Below are 23,339 nucleotides of genomic sequence, written 5' to 3' on the forward strand. Positions count from 1 at the left end.
CGGTTCCTAACGTCGTCGTGTCGTGAGCGCCGCCCGCCGCGGGGCGGTCATCCGGGCGTCGCAGGGGCCGGACGGCGACCCCGCGACGGAACAAGGCTTACTGCGAGCGAGGGCCGGTGGAGCACACGGCGCGGGTCGCTGGCGGCTGCTCGGCGCGCGACCCGCGGACCATGCCCCGGCCCTCCTCTAGACCCGCCGCCGCTTTCGCGGGCGGCAGCCGTTGTGTGCCTGAGGCGTGACGTCCTTGACGCCGGTGACCTCCAGGCCGGCGGCCTGCAGCGAGCGGATGGCGGTCTCCCGGCCGGAACCAGGGCCCTTCACGAAGACCTCGACCTTCTGGAGGCCGTGCTCGATGCCCTTGCGGGCTGCGGCGTCGGCGGTCACCTGCGCGGCGAACGGCGTCGACTTGCGGGAGCCCTTGAAGCCGGCGCCACCGGCGGACTCCCACGCGATCACGTTGCCCTCACGGTCGGTGAGGGAGACGATCGTATTGTTGAAGCTCGTCTTGATGTGGGCCTGACCGACCGGGATGTTCTTGCGAACTCTGCGGCGGCCACGCTGCGGACGCTTCGGAGCTGGACTCACTTACTTCTTCCCCGCCTTCTTCTTCCCGGCCACCGACATGCGCTTGGGGCCCTTGCGCGTGCGCGCGTTCGTCTTGGTCTTCTGACCGCGCACCGGCAGGCCGCGGCGGTGACGGAGGCCGCGGTAGCAGCCGATCTCCATCAGGCGCTTGACGTTCTGGGAGCGCTCGCGCCGCAGATCGCCCTCGACGGTGAGGGCGTCGATCTCGTCGCGGAGCTTGCCGACCTCGTCCTCGGTCAGGTCACGGACGTAGGTGTCGGGCGAGATGCCGGCTCTCACCAGCAGCTCGTTCGAAGTCGCCCGCCCGATCCCGTAGATGTACGTCAGACCGATCTCGACGCGCTTGTTCAGCGGGATGTTGATGCCTGCGATACGAGCCATCTCAGCCCTGCCGCTGCTTGTGACGCGGGTTCGAGCAGATGACCAGCACACGGCCGTGGCGGCGAATGATCTTGCACTTCTCGCACATCGGCTTGACCGACGGTCGTACCTTCATGTTCCCTTTCGGCTGATTCCTGTCGATGCGGCTCTGGCTGCCGGGCCGGCCGCCGCTACCGCGTCGAGGACGAAGCACGCGCGAAAGCCATGCGGTTCCGAGCGCGACGGTGGATGGTACCAAACCCGAGAGCAGGAGCTCGCGCCCGCGCGTCGTGTCGTACCCGCGCGACCGGACGGAACCACCTTCATGGCGCTCCCGCACTCGGGCGCGGAGCGGACGTGGCGCGTGCGCAACTCAGGCCGCGGCTCGCTTGCCGCTCTCGTGCCACGGCGTGAGCACGCGCGGGCCGTCAGCCGTGACGGCGATCGTGAACTCGAAGTGAGCGGCGAGCGACCCGTCCTGCGAGTAGATCGCCCAGTGGTCGTCGGCCATCCGGACCTGGTGGCGGCCGGCCGTGACCATCGGCTCGATCGCCAGCACCATCCCCTCCTCGAGCAGCGGGCCCTTGCCGGCCGGCCCGTAGTTGGGGATCTGCGGGTCCTCGTGCATGTCGCGGCCGATGCCATGGCCGACGAGCGAGCGGACGATCGAGAGGCCCTCCCCCTCGACGTGCCGCTGGATCGCGTTGGAGACGTCGCCGAGGCGGTTGCCGGCTCTGACGTGCGGGACGGCTGCGAACAGCGAGCCCTCGGTCACGTCGAGCAGCTTGCTGGCGACCGCGGAGATCGAGCCGACCGGGAAGGTGCGGGCGGCGTCGGCGACCCAGCCGTCGTAGACGACGCCGACGTCGACGGAGATGATGTCGCCGCGATCGAGCTTGTAGGGGCCCGGGATGCCGTGGACGACCATGTCGTTGGGCGAGGCGCAGATCGAGCCGGGGAAGCCGCGGTAGCCCTTGAACGCCGGCGTCGCGCCCTGCGAGCGGATGAACTTCTCCGCCGCCTCGTCGAGCTCCTTCGTCGTGACGCCGGCGCGGATCTTGCCCTCGATCAGGTTGAGCGTGCGGACGAGGATCTCGCCCGCGGCCGCCATCTTCTCGATCTGCTCGGGTGTCTTCTTGACGATCACAGGTCTTCTTCGAGCCGCAGCGTGGCCAGCACGGCTCGGATGTGGTCGTGGACCTCCGTCGGGCTGCGCGTGCCGTCGACCCGGCGCAGCAGACCCTTCTCGTCGTAGTAGGAGATCAGCGGCTCGGTCTCGCGATGGTAGACCTCGAGCCGCTTGCGGACCACTTCAGGCTTGTCATCGTCGCGCTGGATCAGCCGCGAGCCGTCGATGTCGCAGCGACCCTCGTGCTTCGGCGGGTCGGTCTCGACGTGGTAGGGCCGCCCGGTCTTGGCGCTCACGCGGCGACCGCTGATCCGTCTGACGAGGTCCTCGTCGGGGACGTCGATCAGCAGGACGGCCGTGATGCGGCGGCCGAGCTTCTCGAAGGCGGCGCCGAGCGCGTCGGCCTGCGGCCGGTTGCGCGGGAAGCCGTCGAGGATGAAGCCGTCGCGGCAGTCGTCGGCGCTGATGCGCTCGACGATCAGGTCGATGACGAGCTCGTCGGGCACGAGATCGCCGGCGTCCATGTAGGCCTTGGCGGCTCTCCCGAGCTCGGTGCCCTCCTTGACGGCGGCACGGAGGATGTCGCCAGTGGCGACGTAGGGCAGGCGGAAGTCGTCCTGCAGACGAGCCGCTTGGGTGCCCTTGCCGGCCCCCGGAGGGCCGAAGAGGATGAGGTTCAGCTCACGCACGAGGAGCGGAACTTACATGATGCGGGCGCGCATGGTTGCCACGTTGCCCGCCTGCCCGCGCCGTCGCGCGGGAACGGCCCGCGAGTTCCCCGGCGTCGCGGTCGTCCGCTCCGACGCCGTGGAACTCGCAAGGCGCAGCCCTATCTCAGGAAGCCCTCGTAGTTGCGCATCATCAGCTGAGCTTCGAGCTGCTTCATCGTGTCGAGCGCGACGCCGATGACGATCAGGATCGACGTGCCGCCGAAGAAGAAGTCGGCGTTCGTCTGGTTGATCAGGATCGTCGGCCCGGCCGCGACGACGGCGAGGAAGATCGCCCCCGGGAAGGTCAGGCGCGCGAGGATGCGGTCGAGGAACTCGGCCGTGGGCCGCCCTGGTCGCACCCCGGGGATGAAGCCGCCGTACCGTTTCAGGTTGTCGGCCTGCTCCACCGGGTTGAACGTGATCGCCGTGTACATGTAGGTGAACACGATGATGAAGAGCGCCTCGCCGACGAGGTAGGCCCAGCCCGACGGCGAGAAGAAGTTCGCCAGGTCGGTCGCCCATGGTCGGTTGATCAGCTGGCCGATCGTCGGCGGGAAGGCCATGATGCTCGCCGCGAAGATGACCGGGATGACGCCGGCCATGTTGACCCGCAGCGGCAGGTAGGTCTGGCCGCCCTGCGTCATCCGCTGGCCGATCACGCGGCGCGCGTACTGGACCGGGATCCGCCGCTGCCCCTCCTGGACGAAGACGATCGCGGCGATGATCGCGAGCGCGAGGAACGGCATCATCACCTTGAAGACCGGGTCCGGGCTCGTCCACCAGGCGCGGATGCCCTGCGGGAGGCCGGCGACGATGCTCGCGAGGATCATCAGCGAGATGCCGTTGCCGATGCCGCGCTGCGTGATCAGCTCGCCCATCCACATGACGAGCATGCAGCCCGCGGTGAGGCAGATCGCGATCAGCATCACCTTCGCCAGCGTGAAGTTGTCGATGATCGACGCACCGGCCGACTGCTGGAAGGAGCGGAAGAGGAAGACGTACGCTATGGACTGCGCGAAGGCGAGGCCGACGGTCAGGTAGCGCGTGTACTGCGTGATCCGCTGCTGACCGACCTCGCCCTCTCTCTGGAGTCTCTCGAGCGAGGGGACGACGACCGTGAGCAGCTGCAGGATGATCGACGCCGTGATGTACGGCATGATCCCGAGCGCGAACAGCGCGATCCGGGACAACCCCCCGCCGGAGAAGATGTTGAGGAAGTTGAGGATGCCGCCGTCGGAGAAGTTCGACTGGATCTGCTCGACCGCCTCCGAGTTGATGCCGGGGGCGGGGATGTGAGCGCCCAGTCGGTAGAGCGCAAGAAGCGCTGCGGTGAACAGCAGCTTCTTGCGGATCTCTCCGACCGTGAACGCCTTGAGAATCGTCGACAGCACGGTTCGGCGGCCTCAGGCGCTACGCGTCGAGCAGCTGCGCGGTACCGCCGGCGGCCTCGATGCGCTCGCGCGCGGCCGCACTGAAGGCGTTGGCGTGCACCGTCAGCGGCTTGGTGATCTCGCCCTTGGCGAGCACCTTCACCGGGATGCCCTTGCGGGTCGCGAGGCCCTTGGCGCGCAGCGCCTCGAGCGTGACCTCGGCGCCGGACTCGAAGCGCTCCTCCAGGTCGGCCAGGTTGACCGGCTGGGTGTGCGTCCGGAACGGCTCGAACGGCATCGACTTCTTCATGTGCGGGCCGCGCAGCTTGCGCATCCGCATGTGGATCGGCATCTGGCCGCCCTCGAAGCGGGCGCGGTCCTTCGCGCCGGAGCGCGAGCCGTAGCCCTTCTGGCCGCGGCCGGAGGTCTTGCCTGTGCCGGAGCCCTCGCCGCGGCCGACGCGCTTGCGCGGCTTGCGGTGACCCGGAGCGGGTCTCAGGTTGTGGAGGCCGATGCGCTCCTCGCGCTCCGCCTCTTCCTTCACAGGGCTCATTTAGGCTTCCTCGACCTTTACGAGATGACGAACTGCGTGGACCATCCCGCGCATCTGCGGGGAGTCCTGCTGCTCCACCGTCTGGCCGATCTTGCGAAGGCCGATCGAGCGGAGCGTGTCGAGCTGGCGCTGGTTGGCGCCGTTGCGCGACTTGACCTGGGTGATCTTGAGCGTGCTCATTGGTGCTAGGCCTCGGCGCCGGCGCCGACGGCCTCCTCGGCCGCGTCGCCCTCGGTCGTCAGGTCCTCGGCGCCGTCGCCGCCGGGCTGGAGCCCAAGGACGGCGTTGACGGACAGGCCGCGCAGCTCCGCGACCTCCTCGGGGCGGCGCAGCGACTCGAGGCCGGCCATCGTCGCCTTCACGAGGTTGATCGGGTTCTGGGTGCCGAGGCTCTTCGACAGGATGTCGTGGATGCCGGCGAGCTCCAGCACGGCGCGCACGCCGCCGCCGGCGATGACGCCGGTACCGGGCGAGGCCGGCTTCAGCAGCACGCGGCCGGAGCCGAAGATGCCGAGCGTCGGATGGGTGATCGTGGAGCCGTGCTTCGGGACCCGGATCAGATTCTTCTTGGCGCGCTCGACGCCCTTCTGAATCGCGACCGGGACCTCGTTCGCCTTGCCGTAGCCGACGCCGACGATCTCGCGCTCGTCACCCACCACGACGAGCGCGGTGAAGGAGAAGCGACGGCCGCCCTTGACGACCTTCGCGACACGGTTGATCTCGACGACCCGCTCCTGCAGGTCGAGTCCGGAAGCTGATACGGAACGGTCGATGGCCATGTGATCCTAAGGTAGCTGGTGAGACGGGTCGGGCGCCACTCAGAAGGCGAGGCCGCCCTCCCGAGCGCCCTCCGCGAGTGCCTTCACGCGGCCGTGGTACTGGTAGCCGCCGCGGTCGAACACCGCGGTCTCGACGCCGGCCGCCTTCGCGCGCTCGGCGAGCAGCTCGCCGACGCGCGTGGCCTGCTCGGTCGCGCGCAGGTCGCGGACGCCTGCTTCGGTCCAGTTGACGGCCGCGATCGTGTGACCGCGATCGTCGTCGATGAGCTGGGCGCTGATGCCCTTGTTGGAGCGGAACACCGAGATGCGCGGACGCTCTGCCGTGCCGACGACCTTCGCGCGGACGCGACGGCGGCGCTTGAGGCGCTTCGCGGGCTTGGTGAGAACGGTCATGCGCGCTTGCCAACCTTCCGGGCGACGTACTCGCCCTCGTAGCGGATGCCCTTGCCCTTGTAGGGCTCCGGCTTCCGCTGCTTGCGGATGTTCGCGGCGACCTCGCCGACGAGCTGCTTCGAGATGCCCCGGACCGTGATCCTGGTCGGCTGCGGGACCTCGAACTCGATGCCGGCGGGCGCCTTGATCGGAACCGGATGGGAGTAGCCGAGCGCCAGCTCGAGGTCTCTGCCCTTGAGCTGGGCGCGGTAGCCGACGCCCTGGATCTCCAGTCTCTTCTCGAAGCCGTTGGTGACGCCCTCGACCATGTTCGCGACCAGCGAGCGGGTGAGGCCGTGCAGCGCGCGGTGCTCGCCGCGGTTGGTCGGGCGGGTGACGACGAGCTCGTCGCCCACCTGCTCGACTCTGATGTCCCGGTGGACGCGCTCGAACAGCTCGCCCTTGGGGCCGTTGACGGTCACGCGCTCCGGCTCGATCGCGACGGTGACGCCTGCGGGGACGGTGATGGGCTTGCGGCCGATACGACTCATGCCAGCCTCACCACACCTTCGCCACGACCTCGCCACCGACGCCCTCGCGGCGCGCCTCGTGACCGGTCATGACGCCCTTGGACGTCGAGATGATCGCCGTGCCGAGGCCACCCTGGATCTTCGGGATCTCGCCGTGGCCGACGTACGTGCGCTGGCCGGGGCGGGACACCCGCTGGATGCCCTGGATGACCGGGCGGCGGTTGCCCGTGTACTTCAGCTTGATCTTGATCTGCTCGCCCGGGTGCTCGGCGCTGGGCGCCTCGAGCTCGTAGCCCTCGATGTAGCCCTGCTCCTTCAGGATGCGGGCCATCTCGCGCTTCAGCTTCGACGACGGGATCAGCACGGTGTCGTGCGAAGCCCGCGCGCCGTTGCGCACGCGCGTGAGGAAGTCGGCGATGGGGTCTGTCATCGACATGGAATCCAGCCCACCCTTACCAGGAGCTCTTCGTCATGCCGGGGATGTAGCCGTTGTGCGCGAGGTCGCGCAGGCAGATGCGGCACATCCCGAACTTGCGATAGACGGAGCGCGGGCGGCCGCACCGGCGGCAACGCGTGTACGCGCGGGTTCTGTACTTAGGAGTCCGCTGCTGGCGGACGCGCTGAGAGGTCTTCGCCATGAAGTTCCTAGCTCCCTGTCGTCACGGCCGCCCCGCCAGGGCGCCCGTCCTTCGCGAACGGCATGCCGAACGAGCTCAGCAGCGCGAAGGCTTCGTCGTCGGTTTCCGCGGTGGTAGTGAACGTGATGTCCAGGCCGCGGACCTGATCGACCTTGTCGTAATCGATCTCGGGGAAGATGATCTGCTCGCGGACGCCCATCGAGTAGTTGCCGCGGCCGTCGAACGATCTCGGGTTCAGTCCGCGGAAGTCGCGGATGCGCGGGATCGCGACCGACAGCAGGCGGTCGAGGAACTCGTAGGCCCGGTCGTCGCGCAGCGTGACGCTGAGCCCGACCGGCATCCCCTCGCGCAGCTTGAAGGCTGCGATCGACTTGCGCGCGCGGCGGACGTTCGGCTTCTGGCCGGCGATCGCCGCGAGCTGCTCCTGGGCCTGCTCGAACTGCTTGGAGTCCTGCTTGGCCTCGCCGACGCCCATGTTGAGGGTGATCTTCGTGATCTTCGGCGCCTGCATCGGCGTCGAGTACCCGAATCTCTCCATCAGCTGCGGGCGGATCTCGGTGACGTAGCGTTGTTTGAGTCGTGCGGGCATAGCGGGCTCAGTCGATGCGGGTTCCGGAGCGCCGGGCGACGCGGAATCGTCTCCCGTCGTGGATCTCGATGCCGACGCGCGTCGGCTTCCCGTCCTTGGGGTCGAGCAGCATCACGTTCGAGAGGTGGATCGGGCCCTCTCTCTCGATCACGCCGGCGACCGAGTCGGGACGACCCGGGGTCGGACGCTGATGCCGCTTGACGATGTTGAGGCCCTCGACGTACACGCGCTCCTCGGACGGGTCGACGCGCAGCACTCTGCCCGTCTTGCCCTTGTCCTTGCCGCTGACGACGATGACCTGGTCGTCTCTGCGAATCCGGGCGGGCATCAGAGCACCTCCGGAGCGAGCGAGACGATCTTCATGAAGTTGCGCTCGCGCAGCTCGCGGGCCACCGGCCCGAAGATGCGCGTGCCGCGCGGGTTGTTCTGCGCGTCGATGATCACGGCCGCGTTCTCGTCGAAGCCGATGTACGTGCCGTCCTCGCGGCCGTACGGCTTCTTCGTGCGGACGATCACCGCCGTCACGACCTCGCCCTTCTTGACCGAGCCCTGCGGGCTGGCCTGCTTGACGGTCGCGACGATCGTGTCGCCGACCCCGGCGTAGCGACGTCTGGAACCGCCGCGCACGCGAATGCACAGGATCTCGCGGGCGCCGGTGTTGTCGGCGACCTTGAGACGGCTCTCGTTCTGGATCACTTGGCACGCTCCACAACCTCGACGAGGCGCCAGCGCTTCAGACGGGAGAGCGGGCGGGACTCGCGGATGATGACCGTGTCACCGATGTGCGCGTCGTTCTTCTCGTCGTGCGCGTGGAAGGTCGTCGAGCTGCGGACGACCTTCTCGTAGCGACGGTGACGACGAGCGACGTCGATCTGCACGGTGATGGTCTTGTCGGCCTTGTCGGAGACGACGACGCCCTGCCGCGTCTTCTGACGGCCCTCGCCGGGCTCGCGCGGCGGCGTCGGCTCGCCTCTCGGGGCGGCCTTCGCAGCCTCACGCGCCTTCGCGCGCAGGTTGCGGCGTCTCGCGGCGTTCTTGGCGCGCTTGGCGGCGCGCTCGGCCTGGCGCTCCTCGATCGAGCGCTGCGGGCGCGAGCCGGCCTTGGCGGCCTTCTTCGCGCGCGCCTGCTGGCGACGCTCCTTGGGCGCGAGCTGCGGCACGGGCTCACCCGCCGACGCCTCGGGCGCGGCAGCGGTGTCCTCGGCCGCCTCGGCCTCGGGCGCCGGGGTGGTCTCCTCGACGTTCTCGTTCTGCTCTTCGTCGGCCATTGCTAGCCCAGTTCCTTGTTGTCAGCGTCAAGTCCGCGCTCACGGATGACCGTGAGCGTCCGCGCGACCTCGCGCTTGGCGAGGCGCAGCCGGGCGGTGTTCTCCAGCTCGCCGGTCGCGTGCTGGAAGCGCAGCCCGAACAGCTCGCGCCGGGCCGTCTGCAGGTGCTCGGCGAGGGCGCTGTCGTCCAGGTCGCGCAGTTCAGTCGCGTTGGTCATGTCAGCCGTCCTCTCGCATGACGAATCTCGTCTTCACCGGAAGCTTGTGGCCGGCGAGCCGCATCGCCTCGCGAGCGAGCTCCTCCGACACGCCGGCGAGCTCGAACATCACGCGGCCCGGCTTCACGACGGCGACCCAGCCCTCCGGCGAGCCCTTGCCGGAGCCCATGCGGGTCTCGGCCGGCTTCTTCGTGTAGGGCTTGTCCGGGTAGACGTTGATCCACACCTTGCCGCCGCGCTTGATCTTGCGCGTCATGGCGATACGAGCGGCCTCGATCTGGCGGTTGGTCAGCCAGCCCTCCTCGAGGGCCTTGAGGCCGTACTCGCCGAACTGGACCTTGACCTGGCCCCGCGACAGCCCGCGGCGACGGCCGCGGTGCTGCTTGCGGAACTTCACACGCTTGGGGGAGAGCATCAGCCCTGACCTCCGGTACCGCGATTGCCACCTGCGCCGCCGCCGGCCGGGCCACGCCCGCCACCGCCGCCGCCACCGGGCCCGCGGCCACCGCCGCCGCCCGGACCGCGACCGCCGCCACCGGGGCCGCGACCGCCGCCGCCGGGACCGCCCGGACCGCGACCGCCGCCGCCACCGGGCCCGCGGCCACCGCCGCCGCCCGGACCGCGACCGCCGCCGCCGGGACCGCGCCCGCCGCCGTAGCCGCCCTGGCCACCGCGACCGCCCTGACCGCCCGGCCCGCGCCCGCGACCGCCACGGCCGCGTCCGCGACCGTCGCCGCCACCGGGGCCGCCCTGGCCGCCCCGACCGCGGCCGCCGCGACCACGGCCGTCGCGCTCACCGCGCCGGCCGCGATCCGGAGCCTGCGGGCCCGGGTCGTCCATCTGCGTCAGATCGGCGCCGGTGTAGCCCTCCGGCATGATCTCGCCCTTGTTGATCCAGCACTTGACGCCGATGCGACCGAAGGTCGTGCGCGCCTCGTGGAAGCCGTAGTCGATGTCCGCGCGCAGCGTGTGCAGCGGGACGCGACCGTCCGAGTAGCCCTCGGTGCGGGCCATCTCGGCGCCGCCGAGGCGGCCGGAGACCTGGACCTTGACGCCCTTGGCGCCCGAGCGCATCGCGCTCGTGAGCGCGCGCTTCATCGCGCGGCGGAAGGCGACGCGGTTCTGCAGCTGCTCGGCGATCGACTGCGCGACGAGGCGCGCGTCGAGCTCCGGGCGCTTGATCTCGAGGATGTTGACCTTGACCTGCTTGTCGGTGATCCGGTGCAGGTCGCGGCGCAGCGCGTCGACCTCGGAACCGGACTTGCCGATCACGATGCCCGGACGCGCGGTGTGGATGTTGACCTCCACCTCGTTCGCGTTCTTGCGGATCGTGATGTCGGAGAGCCCGGCGTGCGAGAGGCGACCCACGATGTGGTTGCGGATCGCGATGTCCTCGACGAGGTAGTCGGAGAACTGCTTCTCGTTGAACCAGTTCGACTTCCAGTCGTGGATGTAGCCCACGCGGAGCGACTCGGGATGGACTTTCTGACCCATGGCGTCTACTCCTTCGGCGCGAGCAGGATCGTGAGGTGGCTGGTGCGCTTGCGAATCGGCGTCGCACGGCCCATGGCGCGCGGCCGGAAGCGCTTCAGCGTCGGGCCCTCGTCGGCGTGGACCGCCTTGATGACGAGGTCGTCACCGTCGAGCTCGTGGTTGTGCTCGGCGTTGGCCACCGCGGACTCGAGCAGCTTGCTCCAGTCCTCCGCGACGGCGCGCGGCGTGAAGGCGAGGATGGCGCGAGCCTCCTCGACGGACTTGCCACGGATGTGATCGCAGACGAGACGGGCCTTGCGCGCCGAGGAGCGCACGTACTTGGCCTGCGCGCGAACCACGGGGCGATCGCCGTCGGCCGGCTTGGCAGCCTTGGCGGGAGCGGCTCTCTCGGCGGCTCTGCGCGCTGCTCTTCTCGGCTTCTCGTCAGCGGCCTCGGCGTCGGCTCTCGCCGCCGCTCTTCTGGCTGCTCTTCTGCGTCTCGGCGCTGCTCTAGCCTCGGCCTCGGTGGGCTCGTCAGCCGCAGCGACGGGCTCCTCCGCCGGCGTCTCCGCCTGCGTGGGCTCCGTCTCCCCGGACTCAGGGGCCCCCGTGTCGGTGGCCTCGGTCTCCGGCGTGTTCGCCTCGGACGTCTCTGTTCTCTCGTTCTCGTCTGCCATGGAAATCTCTAGCGGCGCTTGCCGGTCTGGGTGTGGCCGCGGTAGAGGCGCGTCGGCGCGAACTCGCCGAGCTTGTGCCCCACCATCGACTCGCTGACGAAGACCGGGACGTGTCTGCGGCCGTCATGCACCGCGATCGTGTGGCCGACCATCTCCGGGAAGATCGTCGAGGTCCGCGACCAGGTCTTGATCATCTGCTTCGTGTTGGCCTCGTTCATTCTCTCGATGCGCGCCATCAGGCGCTCCTCGACGAACGGACCCTTCTTGCTCGAGCGGCTCATCTGGTCGTCACCCTCTAGCGCTTCTTGCCACGGCGGCGGCCGCGGACGATGTAGCGGTCGGACTGCTTGCCTCTCTTGCGCGTGCGGTAGCCGAGCGTCGGCACGCCCCACGGCGTCACGGGATGACGGCCGGGGGTCGTCGAGCCCTCGCCACCGCCGTGCGGATGGTCGACCGGGTTCATCGCCGTGCCGCGCGTCTGCGGGCGCACGCCCATGTGACGCTTGCGGCCGGCCTTGCCGACCTTGACGTTCTGGTGGTCGGCGTTGCCGATCACGCCGATCGTCGCGCGGCACTCGGCGCGGACCATCCGCATCTCGCCGGACGGCAGGCGCAGCGTCGCCATCTCGCCGTCCTTGGCCAGCAGCTGCACGGAGTTGCCGGCCGAACGGGCGATCTGGCCGCCGCGGCCGGGCGTCAGCTCGACGTTGTGGATGACCGTACCGGCGGGGATCCGCTCCAGCGGCAGGCAGTTGCCGATGCGGATCTCCGCCTCGGGACCGCTCACCACGGTGGCGCCGACGGCCAGTCTCGCGGGCGCGAGGATGTAGCGCTTCTCGCCGTCCATGTAGTGGAGCAGCGCGATGTACGCCGACCGGTTCGGGTCGTACTCGATGTGCGCGACCTTCGCCGGCACGCCGTCCTTCAGGCGCTTGAAGTCGATCCGGCGGTAGAGGCGCTTGGCGCCGCCGCCGCGATGACGCGAGGTCTTGCGGCCGTACGAGTTGCGGCCGCCCGACTTCGTCAGGCCCTCGACCAGCGACTTCTCCGGCTTGCTGCGCGTGATCTCCGCGAAGTCCGGATACGTGACGAAACGACGACCCGGGGAGGTCGGCTTCGGCTTGCGAATCGACATTACTCGCTCCCCTCCAGACCCTGGAAGATCGGGATCGTGTCTCCCTCGCCGACCTGCACGATGGCCTTCTTCCACGTGCGGGTGCGCCCGGAGGTGTACCCGCGCCGCTTCGGCTTGCTTCTGACGGCGACCGTGCGCACCTCGCGCACTCTCACGTCGAACAGCTCCTCGACGGCCTGGCGGATCTGCGTCTTGTGCGCGTCCGGATGGACGCGGAAGGTGTACTTGCCGATCTCGGCGAGCACGAAGCTCTTCTCCGAGACGACGGGACGGATGATGACCTGGCTCGCGTCCATGACTACGCCGCCTCCTCCTGCGCGGCGCCCGTGGCGCGCGCGGTGATCTGGGCCAGCGCGGTCTCCGAGATCAGCAGCGACGCGGCGCCGATCACGTCGGCGACGCCGGCGTCCTCGACCGGCAGCACGAGCACGCGGTCGAGGTTGCGGAACGACAGCCCCGCGTTCGCCTCATCGGCGTCGAGCAGCACCAGCGTCGGGTTCGGCTGACCCCAGTCGGACAGCAGCTTGGCCGCCGTCTTCGTCGACGGAGCGTCGAAGCTCGTCGCGTCGAAGACCGCCAACGAGCCGCGGTCGGCCTGGACCGACAGCGCGCTGCGCAGCGCGGCGCGGCGGGCCTTGCGGTTGACCTTGAACGTGTAGTGGCGCGGCGACGGGCCGAAGACCGTGCCGCCGCCCTTCCAGATCGGCGAGCGGGACGAGCCGGCGCGCGCGCGGCCGGTGCCCTTCTGGCGCCACGGCTTGGCGCCGCCGCCGCGGACGTCGCCGCGCGTCTTCGTCGCGGACGTGCCCTGTCGGAGCGCGTTCAGCTCCGAGCGGACCGTCTCGTGGACGAGCGGGCCGTTGAACTTCGCGGTGAAGGCCAGTTCGTCGAGGACGACCTCACCGCCGCCGAGCTTGGGAGCGCTAGGCATCGGTGCGCACCTCCACCGTGCTGCCCTTCGGACCCGGAACCGAGCCGCGGACGAGCATCAGATTGTCCTTGCTGATGATCTCGACGATCTCGAGACCCTTCTGGGTGACGCGCTTGTTGCCCATCTGGCCCGGGCCGCGGATGCCCTTCATCACGCGAGCGGGCCAGGCGGACGCGCCGATCGATCCCGGGGCGCGCACGTTGTGCGAGCCGTGGGACGCCGGGCCGCGTCTGAAGTTGTGCCGCTTGATCGTGCCGGCGAAGCCCTTGCCCTTCGACGTGCCGGCGATCTTCACGGTGTCGCCCGCCTCGAAGGCGTCGACGGTGACGGTCTCGCCGACCTGCAGCTCGCCGGCCTCGTCACGGAACTCGACGAGGTGACGGTGCGCGGAGGCGTCCGCCTTCTTGAGGTGGCCGAGCTCGGCCTTGGTGAGGCTCTTCTCACGGCAGGCGCCGAACGCGAGCTGCACGGCCTCGTAGCCGTCGCGCTCGAGCGTGCGGATCGCCGTCACGGGGCAGGGCCCGGCCTCCAGGACGGTGACGCGCTCGACGCGCCCGTCCTCGAGGAAGCGCTGGGTCATGCCGAGCTTCTTCGCGAGGATCGCAGCCATCTCAGCTCGCCAGCCTGATCTCGATGTCGACGCCCGCGGGCAGGTGGTCGAGGCGCTGGAGCGAGTCGACCGTCTTGGGCGTCGGCTGATGGATGTCGATCAGCCGCTTGTGCGTGCGGATCTCGAAGTGCTCCCGCGAGTCCTTGTCCTTGAAGGGGGACCGGATCACGCAGTAGACGTTCTTCTCCGTCGGCAGCGGCACGGGCCCGGACACGGTCGCGCCGGTACGAGTCGCCGTCTCGACGATCTCCTTCGCCGCCGTCTCGATCGCGGAGTGATCGTATGACTTGAGGCGAATGCGGATCTTGTTCTGGGCCAGAGTTGCCACTGTTGCCTTTGGTTCGTTCCGTCCGGTACTTGCTGTCTTCTTACGATTGGTCTTTTGCGCGCTGAAGGCGAGTCCCTGGGCCTTCCGGGACCCGCCCGCGTTGGTCGTATCTCTCGACTTCAGCACACGTGCGGCGGGACCGGAGCCCCGCCGCGGTGCAGCTTGGTGCTACTCGATGACCTCGGTCACCACGCCCGAGCCGACGGTGCGGCCACCCTCGCGGATGGCGAACCGAAGGCCGGCATCCATGGCGATCGGCTGGATCAGCTCGATGTCCATCTGGATGTTGTCGCCCGGCATGACCATCTCGACGCCCTCGGGGAGGTTCGAGACGCCCGTCACGTCCGTCGTGCGGAAGTAGAACTGCGGACGGTAGCCGGTGAAGAACGGCGTGTGACGGCCGCCCTCCTCCTTCTTGAGGATGTAGACCTCGGCCTTGAACTTCGTGTGCGGCGTGATCGAGCCGGGCTGGCAGAGGACCTGACCGCGCTCGATCTCCTCGCGCTTGGTGCCGCGGAGGAGGCAGCCGACGTTGTCGCCCGCGCGACCCTCGTCGAGGATCTTGCGGAACATCTCGACGCCGGTGACGACCGTGTTGGTCGTCTCCTTGATGCCGACGATCTCGACGGTGTCGCCCGTTCTGATGATGCCCTGCTCGATGCGGCCGGTCGCGACGGTGCCGCGGCCGGTGATCGAGAAGACGTCCTCGACCGGCATCAGGAACGGCTTGTCGAGGTCGCGCTCCGGCTCCGGGATGTAGGCGTCGAGAGCAGCGGCCAGCTCGACGATCTTGGCTCTGTACTGCTCGTCGCCCTCGAGCGCCTTCAGCGCCGAGCCCGTGATGAACGGGATGTCGTCGCCCGGGAAGTCGTACTCGTTGAGGAGGTCGCGGACCTCGACCTCGACGAGCTCGAGGAGCTCCTCGTCGTCGACCATGTCGGCCTTGTTGAGGAAGACGACGATGTACGGGACGCCGACCTGACGGGCGAGGAGGATGTGCTCGCGCGTCTGCGGCATCGGGCCGTCGGCGGCCGAGACCACGAGGATCGCGCCGTCCATCTGCGCGGCGCCCGTGATCATGTTCTTGACGTAGTCGGCGTGGCCCGGGCAGTCGACGTGGGCGTAGTGCCGGTTCTCCGTCTGGTACTCGACGTGCGAGGTGGCGATGGTGATCCCGCGCTCCTTCTCCTCAGGAGCGTTGTCGATCTCCGCGAAGCTGCGGGCCTCGCCGCCCATCTTCTCCGCCAGCACCGTCGTGATGGCAGCAGTCAGCGTCGTCTTGCCATGGTCGATGTGACCGATGGTGCCGACGTTGACGTGCGGCTTATCGCGCTCGAACTTCTCCTTCGCCACTTTGGGTTGCTCCTTGGAACTTGGTTGGGGATCGCCTACTGGGCGAACCTCGGAAATCTATCTCAGTTCCGCGTTTCGCGTCAGCTTGAAACGACGCGCGGCGGAATTTCCCTGCTCAGGCGGCCTGTTCGCCTCCAGACCGCGCCTCGACGACCTTCTCGGCGATGTTCGGCGGCACTTCCTCGTACCGGTCGAACACCATCGTGTAGTTGGCGCGACCCTGCGTGTTCGAGCGCAGATCCGTCGCGTAGCCGAACATCTCCGACAGCGGCACTCTCGCGGTCACGACCTGGGCGTTGCCGCGCGCCTCCATCCCCTCGACGCGGCCGCGGCGACGGTTGAGGTCGCCGATCACGTCGCCCATGAACTCCTCGGGCGTGACGACCTCGACGGCGAAGATCGGCTCGAGCAGCACCGGCTTGGCGCGCTTGGCGGCCTCCTTCAGCGCCAGCGAGCCGGCGACCTTGAACGCGATCTCCGAGGAGTCCGTGTCGTGGTACTTGCCGTCGACCAGGGTGATCTTGATGTCGACCATCGGGTAGCCGGCCTTGACGCCCGTGTCGAGCGCCTCCTCGACGCCTCTCTCGACAGCGGGGATGAACTCCGACGGGACCGAGCCGCCTCTGATTCTGTTGACGAACTCGAAGCCCTCGCCCACGTTCGGCTCGATGTCGACGTAGACGATGCCGTACTGGCCCGAGCCGCCGGTCTGGCGGACGAAGCGGCCCTCGACTCTGGAGGCCGTGCCGCGCACCGTCTCGCGGTAGGAGACCTGCGGACGGCCGACGGTCGCCTCGACTCTGAACTCGCGCAGCATGCGGTCGACGAGCACCTCGAGGTGCAGCTCGCCCATGCCGGCGATCTCGGTCTGGCCGGTCTCCTCGTTGGTGCGGACCTGGAAGGTCGGGTCCTCCTCGGCCAGACGGCCGAGGGCGACGCCCATCTTCTCCTGGTCGACCTTCGTCTTCGGCTCGATCGCGACCTTGATGACCGGCTCCGGGAACTCGATCGTCTCGAGCTTGATCGGTCTGTCGGGCGCGCACAGGGTGTCGCCGGTGACGACCTGCTTGATCCCGACCGCGGCGGCGATGTCGCCGGCCGCGACGTCCTCGAGGTCGACGCGCTCGTTGGCGTGCATCTCGAGGATGCGGCCGACGCGCTCGCTCTTGCCGCTCGACACGTTGAGGACGCGCGAGCCGGCCTCGAGCTTGCCCGAGTAGACGCGGAAGTAGGTGAGCTTGCCGACGTAGGGATCGGCGGCGATCTTGAAGGCGAGCGCCGAGAACGGCGCGTCGTCGGCGGCCTCGCGGGTCGCCGGGCGGCCCTCGTCCGATCCCTTGACCGGCTCGATGCCTTCGACCGCCGGGACGTCGAGCGGCGACGGCAGGTACTCGACGATCGCGTCGAGCAGCGGCTGGACGCCCTTGTTCTTGAACGAGGAGCCGCAGAGGACCGGCGTCAGGCTGAGGTCGAGCGTCGCCTTGCGAATCGCGGCCTTTATCTTCTCGACCGGGATCTCGGCGTCCTCAAGGATCATCTCGACGAGCTCGTCGTCGTAGTTGGAGACCTCCTCGAGCAGGTGCTCGCGGGCAGCCGCGGCGGCGTCGGCCAGCTCGGCCGGGATCGCCGTTATCTCCTGCTCCTTGCCGAGGTCGTCCTTGTAGAGGATCGCGTGGTTCTCGACGAGGTCGATGATGCCCTCGAGGTCGGCCTCGGAGCCGATCGGCAGCTGGATCGGCACCGGATGGGCGCCAAGACGGTCGACCATCGTCTGCACGCCGCGCTCGAAGTTGGCGCCGATGCGGTCCATCTTGTTGATGTAGGCGATCCGCGGGACGCGGTACTTGTCGGCCTGCCGCCAGACGTTCTCGGACTGCGGCTCGACGCCGGCGACCGAGTCGAAGACCGCAACCGCGCCGTCGAGGACGCGCAGCGAGCGCTCGACCTCGACGGTGAAGTCGACGTGACCGGGCGTGTCGATGATGTTGATGCGGTGGCTCTTCCACTCGCACGCAGTCGCGGCGGAGGTGATCGTGATGCCACGCTCCTGCTCCTGCTCCATCCAGTCCATCGTCGCGGCGCCCTCGTGCGTCTCGCCGAGCTTGTGCGTCCGCCCCGTGTAGAAGAGGATCCGCTCAGTCGTCGTGGTCTTGCCGGCGTCGATGTGCGCCATGATCCCGATGTTCCGGGTCTTCTCGAGGGCGTACTTGCGTGGCATTGGCTCGGTTTCTACTCGCGGTCTCGTCGTCGGCGAAAGGCACAAAAATGGCCCCAGCGGGGCCCGGTCATGACTGAGATGTCTTCCCGGGGCTCGTGCTCTAGTTCGTCGAAGTCTCCATGGGTCGTGACCTCCGAGTCTGGAGCCGGGCGCAAGCGCGCACGCCTCCGGGAGGCGGCGAATGAATATAGCAAAGGCGCGCGAGTCGCTCGGTGCGCATTGGGTTTTCGCCCCCTGGGGGCGAGCGGCCGATTAACGACGACGCGCCGCTGTCTGCCAGCGGCGCGCGGAGTTGCGGCGAGATGCGCGCGGAGCGCTACCAGCGGTAGTGCGCGAAGGCCTTGTTGGCCTGCGCCATGCGGTAGATGTCGTCCTTGCGCTTGTAGGCGCCGCCCTGCTGCGACTGGGCGTCGAGCAGCTCGTTGGCGAGGCGCTGCGCCATCGTCTTCTCGCGGCGCTGACGGGCGAACAGCACCAGCCAGCGGACGGCGAGCGTGCGGGCGCGGCGCGGCTGCACCTCGACCGGCACCTGGTAGGTGGCACCGCCGACGCGGCGGGAGCGGACCTCGAGCGACGGGGTGAGCGCCTTGACCGACGCCTCGAGCGCCTCGATCGGGTCTCTGCCGGTGCGCTCGGCGAGGATCGCCAGCGCGTCGTAGACGATGCGCTCGGCGGTGGACTTCTTGCCGTCCAGCATCACCTTGTTGATGACCTGCTGGACGAGGCGGGAGCGGTGGAGGGCGTCCGGCTCGATCGGCCGGATCGACGCGGCAGCGCGGCGGGGCATTACTTCGCCTTCACCCCGTACTGCGAACGGGCCTTCTTGCGGTCGCTGACGCCGGCGGCGTCGAGCGTGCCGCGCACCACCTTGTAGCGCACGCCCGGGAGGTCCTTGACGCGGCCCCCGCGGACGAGCACGACGGAGTGCTCCTGAAGGTTGTGACCCTCGCCGGGGATGTAGACGGTGACCTCCATCCCGTGGGTCAGCCGGACACGAGCAACCTTGCGGAGGGCCGAGTTCGGCTTCTTCGGCGTCGTCGTGTAGACGCGCGTGCAGACGCCGCGACGCTGAGGCGCGGCGACCTTGGTCTTGCGGCCTCTGCCGGACTTGAGGCCCGGCGTAGCGAGCTTCTTCTTCGGCGTCTTGCGGCCCTTGCGGACAAGTTGGCTGGTAGTCGGCATGTGGCGCGGAATGCTAGCAGCGTTGGGCCGGTCGCAGGTCTTACGCCGTGCGCGGGGTACCGAGCGCCTCCTCCAAGGGCACGTACGGAACGCCGACGGCGTCCGCGACAGGAGCATATGTTACCCCGCCCGCGACGACGTTGACGCCTCTCGCCAGCCCGGGATTGTCCTGCACAGCGCGGTGAACGCCGACGCTGGCGAGGTGGACGACGTACGGCAGCGTCGCGTTCGTGAGCGCGTGGGTCGAGGTGATCGGGACCGCGCCAGGCATGTTCGCGACGCAGTAGTGGGTGATCCCGTCGACCGCGTAGGTCGGGTTCGTGTGGGTCGTCGGTCTGGAGGTCTCGAAGCAGCCGCCCTGGTCGATCGAGACGTCGACGAGCACCGCCCCCGGCTTCATCAGCGCCAGCTGACCGCGCGTGATCACGCGCGGCGCCTTCGCCCCGTGCACCAGCACCGCGCCGATCACGAGGTCGACCTCCGGCAGCCGCTGCTCGATCGCGAGCGTCGTCGCGAAGCAGGTGTCGGCGCGGCCGCCGAACTCGGAGTCGAGCTCGCGCAGGCGGTCGATGTCGCGGTCGTAGACGAAGACGGTCGCCTCCATCCCGATCGCGATCAGCGCGGCGCGCTTCCCGACGACGCCGCCGCCGATCACCATCACGTTGGCCGCCGCGACGCCCGGCACGCCGCCGAGCAGGATCCCGCGGCCGCCGAGCGGCTTCTCGAGCATGAAGGCGCCGGCCTGCGTCGCGAGCTTGCCGGCGACCTCGCTCATCGGCGCCAGCAGCGGGAGGCGCCCGTTGGCGTCCTCGACCGTCTCGTAGGCGACGCAGGTCGCGCCCGAGGCCATCAGCTCGCGCGTCAGCTCCGGAGCCGGCGCGAGGTGGAGGTAGGTGAAGAGCAGGTGATCGGGCCGCAGCCGGAGCACCTCCTCCGGCTGGGGCTCCTTGACCTTGACGATCATCTCCGCCCCGTCGAAGACGGCGTCCGCGTCGGGGACGATCTCGGCGCCCTGCGCGACGTAGTCGTCGTCGGCGATCGCCGACCCCTCCCCCGCGCCGCGCTCGATCAGCACCTCGTGGCCGGCGTCGACGAGCTCGCGCACGCCGGCCGGCGTCAGCGCGACGCGGTACTCGTCGGTCTTGACCTCGGTGGGGACGCCGACCCTCATCGGAACCTCGCCTTCCTCGCACTCGCGGGCTGTGCGACGGAGTGTTTCCGATGAGCGGCGGGTTCTAGTCGCGTACCAGCTCGCGGCCGCGCAGCGCCAGCCAGAACTCGATCCGGTCGCGCGCGCTGCCCATGCTGCGGCCGGTCAGCTCCTCGACGCGGCGGATCCGGTAGCGGAGCGTGTGGCGATGGCAGTAGAGCCGCTTGGCGGCGCGCTCCCACTGGCCGTTCTCCTCGATGAACGCCTCCAGCGAGCGCATCAGCTCGCCGCCGTAGGCGCCCTCGCTCTCCTCGATCGGCGACAGGATCGAGTCGCAGAACAGCCGCAGCGCGTCGTCGTCCTGCAGCGACAGCAGCAGCTGGAAGGAGCCGAGGTCGCGGTAGGTCGCGACCGTCGTCCGCGCCGACGCGCCGTCGGCGGCGCCGCGGTCGACGTCGCCGTCCCCGTGCGGCTGCGCGAGCGCCAGCGCCTCCAGCGCGCAGCGGGCCTCGTGGAAGGCGCGCCGGGCGTCGGCGCTGTCGACGGCGCGGCCGGCGCCCAGCCTCAGCGACGCGCCGAGCGTGCGCGTCGCGCGCTCGGCGATCCGGCGCGCGAGCGCGAACAGCTCGTCCTCGTCGTAGCCGGGGACGAGCGCGCCGACGAGCCCGTCGTGGACCGCCACGAGCCCGTCGGCCGCCTCGCTGCGCAGCGCCGCGCCGAGCGCCGCCTCGGCCGCCGCCAGCCCGCCGGCGCCGGGCCGCGGCGGCGTCAGGACGATCACGCCGACGCGGGCGCCGAGGCCGAACGGCTCCAGCCGCCGCTTCAGGTCGGGACCGCGCAGCTCGCCGCTGACGACCGCCGACAGGACGTCGCCGGCGAGCCGCCGCTCGGTGTCCTCGGCGACGCGCCGGCGCAGCAGCTCGAGCGCGACGATCGTGACCGCCTGGTGGAGCGTGAGCCGATCGAACTCGGTCAGCGCGCCGCCGTCCTTCGCCGCCACCAGCCACGCCTGCAGCAGCGGGGCGCCGTCGGCCTCGCCGTCGCGTCGGCCGCCGGCGCCGACCGGCAGCGCGAGCGCGCGGCCGCCGAAGGCGCCGGCGCTCGGCGCGAATCCGCGGCGGCCGCCGGCGTCGGGGCCGCCGCGCGTCCGCTCGCGCAGCTCCTTCTCCAGCGAGGCGACCGTCTCGTCGTCGACCTCGGCGCGGAAGGAGCGCTGCGCCAGCAGCCCGCCGCGCGCGTCGAAGACGAGCACGGCGCCGCCGATCAGGGTGGCGAGCGCGCCGGCGACGGCGTCGATGCCGCGCTCGGAGAGGACGATCCGCTCGAGCCGCTCGTGCGCGGCGATCGCGCGGCGCAGGACCGCGTACTGCTCGTTGACCAGCCGGCTGAAGGCCGTCTCGGTGATCGCGATGAACGGGACCGCGTAGGGGATCTCGTACAGCGGCAGCCCGCGCTCGGCGGCCGCCTCGACGAGCGCCTCGGGGACCCGCTCGTGCGCGAAGCCGGTGCCGAAGCCGAGCCCGGCGAGGCCGTGGTCGGCGAGCCGCAGCACGAACGCCCGCTGCCTGTCGGCCGAGCCGAGCTGCATGCCCGTCGTCAGCAGCAGCTCGCCGCCGGAGAGCCACGGCGTCGGGTCCTCCAGCTCGGTGATGTGCACCCAGCGCACCGGGGCGTCGATCCCCTGCTCGCCCGCGAGCAGACGGATGTCGATGTCGCGGAACAGCTCGCGAACGGTCAGCACCTGCGGTCCCTCTCCTCTCAGCCGACGCGCATGCGCCGGCCGGCCTCGGCGAGGACCGGCCGCAGCATGCCCTCGATCTCCTCGAACTCCTGCGGGCCCGCGATCAGCGGCGGCGACAGCTGGACGACCGGGTCGCCGCGGTCGTCGGCGCGGCAGATCAGGCCCGCTCTGTGCAGCTCCACGTCGAGGAAGCCGTGCAGCAGAACGGCGGCCTCCTTGGCGCTGAAGGTCGTCTTCTCGTCGCGGTCCCTGACCAGCTCGATCGACTGGAAGTAGCCGGCGCCGCGCACGTCGCCGACGATCGGCAGGTCGCGCAGCGACTCCAGCATCGCCCGCAGCCGTCCCTCGTGCTCGCGCACGTGCTCGAGGATCCCCTCCTGCTCGTAGGCGTCGATCGCGGCGAGCGCGACGGCGGCCGCGACCGGGTGGCCGGCGAAGGTGAAGCCGTGCAGGAACGACACGTCGCCCTCCATGAACGGCTCGGCGACGCGGTCGGAGGCGATCAGCGCGCCCATCGGCGCGACCGCGCCGGTCAGCCCCTTGGCGGTCGTGATCATGTCGGGCGCGAAGTCGTAGCGCTGGCAGCCGAACCACTCGCCGACGCGGCCCCACGCGCAGATCACCTCGTCGGAGATCAGCAGCACGTCGAACTCGTCGCAGATCTCGCGCACGCGGCGGAAGTAGCCGTCGGGCGGCGTGAACGTGCCGCCGGCGTTCTGGACCGGCTCCATGATCACCGCGGCGACGGTCTCGGGCCCCTCGAACAGGATCCGCTCGCGCACCGCCTCCGCCAGCGACGCCGGCGAGACGCCGGGCGGCAGCCGGTAGACGTTGGTGTTCGGGACGTGGCAGCCGCCCGGCGTCAACGGCTCGAAGGGGACGCGCAGCGGCGTGATCCCCGTCGCCGACAGCGCTCCCATCGGCGTGCCGTGGTAGGCGACCTCGCGTGCGATCACCTTCGTCTTGTTCGGGTTGCCCGTCAGCTTGTGGTACTGGCGCGCGAGCTTCAGCGCCGACTCGACCGCCTCGCCGCCGCCGCTGGTGAAGAAGACGCGGTTGAGGTCGCCGGGGGTCAGCGACGCGATCCGCGCCGCCAGCTCGATCGCGCGCGGGTGGGCGTAGGACCAGGTCGAGTAGAAGTCGAGCTCCTTCGCCTGCTCGGCGCCGGCCTGCGCGAGGTCGGCGCGGCCGTGGCCGAGGTTGCAGCAGAAGAGCGCGGAGAGTCCGTCGAAGTAGCGGCGGCCGTGCTCGTCGAAGACGTGGCAGCCCTCGCCGCGGACGATGATCGGCACCTCGGCACCGGCGTACGCGCCCATGCGGGTGAAGTGCATCCAGAGGTGGCGTCTCGCCAGCTCCTGGAGCGTCGCCGCAGCCTCTCTCTCCGTCGTCGCCATCGCCGCATCACCCTCCGGATCGGATAAGCCGATTCGCCGCTTCGTA

Annotated in this window: 34 protein-coding genes; all 34 read right to left on the reverse strand. The window is 69.8% G+C overall.

The window, feature by feature from the left end; all coding sequences use genetic code 11:
* Positions 1–186: 186 nt before the first annotated feature.
* The 34 genes from rpsK to BDZ31_RS12545 all read right to left on the reverse strand — a co-directional run bounded on the left by rpsK (position 187) and on the right by BDZ31_RS12545 (position 23,293).
* Positions 187–585 carry a 30S ribosomal protein S11 gene (rpsK, locus tag BDZ31_RS12380; protein WP_012932845.1) on the reverse strand — a complete coding sequence of 133 codons (399 nt, stop codon included), beginning with the start codon at positions 583–585 and terminating at the stop codon, positions 187–189.
* The gene (rpsM, locus tag BDZ31_RS12385) at positions 586–966 is read right to left on the reverse strand and encodes a 30S ribosomal protein S13 (protein ID WP_183342518.1); all 381 of its coding nucleotides are present in this window, start codon (positions 964–966) and stop codon (positions 586–588) included. It lies immediately after the preceding gene.
* A 1-nt stretch (position 967) separates the two neighbouring features.
* A complete protein-coding gene (gene rpmJ, locus BDZ31_RS12390) occupies positions 968–1,081 on the reverse strand; it encodes a 50S ribosomal protein L36 (RefSeq protein ID WP_012932843.1) in 114 nt (37 codons plus the stop codon).
* A 237-nt stretch (positions 1,082–1,318) separates the two neighbouring features.
* Positions 1,319–2,092 (reverse strand): type I methionyl aminopeptidase, encoded by a 774-nt coding sequence (gene map, locus BDZ31_RS12395; RefSeq protein WP_183342520.1) that lies wholly within the window; start codon positions 2,090–2,092, stop codon positions 1,319–1,321.
* Positions 2,089–2,754: an adenylate kinase gene (locus BDZ31_RS12400; RefSeq protein WP_183343046.1), complete on the reverse strand. Its 666-nt coding sequence runs from the start codon at positions 2,752–2,754 to the stop codon at positions 2,089–2,091. The genes map and BDZ31_RS12400 overlap by 4 nt, the downstream gene beginning before the upstream one ends.
* 149 nt (positions 2,755–2,903) lie before the next feature.
* Positions 2,904–4,175 carry a preprotein translocase subunit SecY gene (gene secY, locus BDZ31_RS12405; RefSeq protein ID WP_183342522.1) on the reverse strand — a complete coding sequence of 424 codons (1,272 nt, stop codon included), beginning with the start codon at positions 4,173–4,175 and terminating at the stop codon, positions 2,904–2,906.
* 19 nt (positions 4,176–4,194) lie between these two features.
* The gene (rplO, locus tag BDZ31_RS12410; protein ID WP_183342524.1) at positions 4,195–4,707 is read right to left on the reverse strand and encodes a 50S ribosomal protein L15; all 513 of its coding nucleotides are present in this window, start codon (positions 4,705–4,707) and stop codon (positions 4,195–4,197) included.
* A complete protein-coding gene (gene rpmD, locus BDZ31_RS12415; protein ID WP_183342526.1) occupies positions 4,708–4,887 on the reverse strand; it encodes a 50S ribosomal protein L30 in 180 nt (59 codons plus the stop codon).
* A 5-nt stretch (positions 4,888–4,892) separates the two neighbouring features.
* The gene (gene rpsE, locus BDZ31_RS12420; RefSeq protein ID WP_183342528.1) at positions 4,893–5,486 is read right to left on the reverse strand and encodes a 30S ribosomal protein S5; all 594 of its coding nucleotides are present in this window, start codon (positions 5,484–5,486) and stop codon (positions 4,893–4,895) included.
* A 39-nt stretch (positions 5,487–5,525) separates the two neighbouring features.
* Positions 5,526–5,879 (reverse strand): 50S ribosomal protein L18, encoded by a 354-nt coding sequence (rplR, locus tag BDZ31_RS12425; protein WP_183342530.1) that lies wholly within the window; start codon positions 5,877–5,879, stop codon positions 5,526–5,528.
* Positions 5,876–6,409: a 50S ribosomal protein L6 gene (gene rplF / locus BDZ31_RS12430; RefSeq protein WP_183342532.1), complete on the reverse strand. Its 534-nt coding sequence runs from the start codon at positions 6,407–6,409 to the stop codon at positions 5,876–5,878. The genes rplR and rplF overlap by 4 nt, the downstream gene beginning before the upstream one ends.
* Before the next feature lie 7 nt (positions 6,410–6,416).
* On the reverse strand, positions 6,417–6,824 hold the full coding sequence (rpsH, locus tag BDZ31_RS12435) for a 30S ribosomal protein S8 (RefSeq protein WP_183342534.1): 408 nt from the start codon (positions 6,822–6,824) through the stop codon (positions 6,417–6,419).
* 16 nt (positions 6,825–6,840) lie between these two features.
* On the reverse strand, positions 6,841–7,026 hold the full coding sequence (locus tag BDZ31_RS12440; RefSeq protein ID WP_183342536.1) for a type Z 30S ribosomal protein S14: 186 nt from the start codon (positions 7,024–7,026) through the stop codon (positions 6,841–6,843).
* A 7-nt stretch (positions 7,027–7,033) separates the two neighbouring features.
* A complete protein-coding gene (gene rplE, locus BDZ31_RS12445; protein ID WP_183342538.1) occupies positions 7,034–7,615 on the reverse strand; it encodes a 50S ribosomal protein L5 in 582 nt (193 codons plus the stop codon).
* A 7-nt stretch (positions 7,616–7,622) separates the two neighbouring features.
* Positions 7,623–7,943 carry a 50S ribosomal protein L24 gene (gene rplX, locus BDZ31_RS12450; protein ID WP_183342540.1) on the reverse strand — a complete coding sequence of 107 codons (321 nt, stop codon included), beginning with the start codon at positions 7,941–7,943 and terminating at the stop codon, positions 7,623–7,625.
* Positions 7,943–8,311, reverse strand: coding sequence for a 50S ribosomal protein L14 (gene rplN / locus BDZ31_RS12455; RefSeq protein WP_183342542.1), 369 nt, complete (start codon positions 8,309–8,311; stop codon positions 7,943–7,945). Before rplN ends, rplX begins: the two co-directional genes overlap by 1 nt.
* Positions 8,308–8,628: a 30S ribosomal protein S17 gene (rpsQ, locus tag BDZ31_RS24980; RefSeq protein WP_343075591.1), complete on the reverse strand. Its 321-nt coding sequence runs from the start codon at positions 8,626–8,628 to the stop codon at positions 8,308–8,310. Before rpsQ ends, rplN begins: the two co-directional genes overlap by 4 nt.
* 257 nt (positions 8,629–8,885) lie before the next feature.
* Positions 8,886–9,101, reverse strand: a complete 216-nt coding sequence (rpmC, locus tag BDZ31_RS12465; protein WP_183342545.1) for a 50S ribosomal protein L29 — start codon at positions 9,099–9,101, stop codon at positions 8,886–8,888.
* A 1-nt stretch (position 9,102) separates the two neighbouring features.
* On the reverse strand, positions 9,103–9,516 hold the full coding sequence (rplP, locus tag BDZ31_RS12470; protein WP_183342547.1) for a 50S ribosomal protein L16: 414 nt from the start codon (positions 9,514–9,516) through the stop codon (positions 9,103–9,105).
* Complete coding sequence (gene rpsC, locus BDZ31_RS24985; protein ID WP_183342549.1) at positions 9,516–10,595, reverse strand: 30S ribosomal protein S3; 1,080 nt, start codon at positions 10,593–10,595, stop codon at positions 9,516–9,518. The genes rplP and rpsC overlap by 1 nt, the downstream gene beginning before the upstream one ends.
* 5 nt (positions 10,596–10,600) lie before the next feature.
* Positions 10,601–10,933 (reverse strand): 50S ribosomal protein L22, encoded by a 333-nt coding sequence (rplV, locus tag BDZ31_RS24990; RefSeq protein ID WP_343075592.1) that lies wholly within the window; start codon positions 10,931–10,933, stop codon positions 10,601–10,603.
* 326 nt (positions 10,934–11,259) lie between these two features.
* The gene (rpsS, locus tag BDZ31_RS12485) at positions 11,260–11,532 is read right to left on the reverse strand and encodes a 30S ribosomal protein S19 (RefSeq protein ID WP_183342553.1); all 273 of its coding nucleotides are present in this window, start codon (positions 11,530–11,532) and stop codon (positions 11,260–11,262) included.
* 14 nt (positions 11,533–11,546) lie between these two features.
* A complete protein-coding gene (rplB, locus tag BDZ31_RS12490; RefSeq protein WP_183342555.1) occupies positions 11,547–12,386 on the reverse strand; it encodes a 50S ribosomal protein L2 in 840 nt (279 codons plus the stop codon).
* Positions 12,386–12,682: a 50S ribosomal protein L23 gene (gene rplW, locus BDZ31_RS12495; RefSeq protein ID WP_183342557.1), complete on the reverse strand. Its 297-nt coding sequence runs from the start codon at positions 12,680–12,682 to the stop codon at positions 12,386–12,388. The genes rplB and rplW overlap by 1 nt, the downstream gene beginning before the upstream one ends.
* 2 nt (positions 12,683–12,684) lie before the next feature.
* Positions 12,685–13,317: a 50S ribosomal protein L4 gene (gene rplD, locus BDZ31_RS12500; RefSeq protein WP_183342560.1), complete on the reverse strand. Its 633-nt coding sequence runs from the start codon at positions 13,315–13,317 to the stop codon at positions 12,685–12,687.
* On the reverse strand, positions 13,310–13,927 hold the full coding sequence (gene rplC, locus BDZ31_RS12505; protein WP_183342562.1) for a 50S ribosomal protein L3: 618 nt from the start codon (positions 13,925–13,927) through the stop codon (positions 13,310–13,312). The genes rplD and rplC overlap by 8 nt, the downstream gene beginning before the upstream one ends.
* A 1-nt stretch (position 13,928) precedes the next feature.
* On the reverse strand, positions 13,929–14,246 hold the full coding sequence (gene rpsJ, locus BDZ31_RS12510) for a 30S ribosomal protein S10 (RefSeq protein ID WP_041731781.1): 318 nt from the start codon (positions 14,244–14,246) through the stop codon (positions 13,929–13,931).
* 177 nt (positions 14,247–14,423) lie between these two features.
* Positions 14,424–15,608 (reverse strand): elongation factor Tu, encoded by a 1,185-nt coding sequence (tuf, locus tag BDZ31_RS12515; protein WP_183342564.1) that lies wholly within the window; start codon positions 15,606–15,608, stop codon positions 14,424–14,426.
* A 115-nt stretch (positions 15,609–15,723) separates the two neighbouring features.
* Positions 15,724–17,826: an elongation factor G gene (gene fusA / locus BDZ31_RS12520; RefSeq protein ID WP_183342566.1), complete on the reverse strand. Its 2,103-nt coding sequence runs from the start codon at positions 17,824–17,826 to the stop codon at positions 15,724–15,726.
* Between the two features lie 316 nt (positions 17,827–18,142).
* Positions 18,143–18,613: a 30S ribosomal protein S7 gene (rpsG, locus tag BDZ31_RS12525; protein ID WP_183342568.1), complete on the reverse strand. Its 471-nt coding sequence runs from the start codon at positions 18,611–18,613 to the stop codon at positions 18,143–18,145.
* Positions 18,613–19,008, reverse strand: coding sequence for a 30S ribosomal protein S12 (gene rpsL, locus BDZ31_RS12530; RefSeq protein ID WP_012932815.1), 396 nt, complete (start codon positions 19,006–19,008; stop codon positions 18,613–18,615). Before rpsL ends, rpsG begins: the two co-directional genes overlap by 1 nt.
* 40 nt (positions 19,009–19,048) lie before the next feature.
* Complete coding sequence (gene ald / locus BDZ31_RS12535; protein ID WP_183342570.1) at positions 19,049–20,179, reverse strand: alanine dehydrogenase; 1,131 nt, start codon at positions 20,177–20,179, stop codon at positions 19,049–19,051.
* Between the two features lie 64 nt (positions 20,180–20,243).
* Complete coding sequence (locus BDZ31_RS12540; protein ID WP_183342572.1) at positions 20,244–21,899, reverse strand: PucR family transcriptional regulator ligand-binding domain-containing protein; 1,656 nt, start codon at positions 21,897–21,899, stop codon at positions 20,244–20,246.
* Between the two features lie 17 nt (positions 21,900–21,916).
* Positions 21,917–23,293 carry an aspartate aminotransferase family protein gene (locus tag BDZ31_RS12545; RefSeq protein ID WP_183342574.1) on the reverse strand — a complete coding sequence of 459 codons (1,377 nt, stop codon included), beginning with the start codon at positions 23,291–23,293 and terminating at the stop codon, positions 21,917–21,919.
* Positions 23,294–23,339 lie beyond the last annotated feature (46 nt).

Origin of the sequence: Conexibacter arvalis (genome assembly GCF_014199525.1) — a bacterium.
Classification (GTDB): Bacteria; Actinomycetota; Thermoleophilia; order Solirubrobacterales; family Solirubrobacteraceae; genus Conexibacter; species Conexibacter arvalis.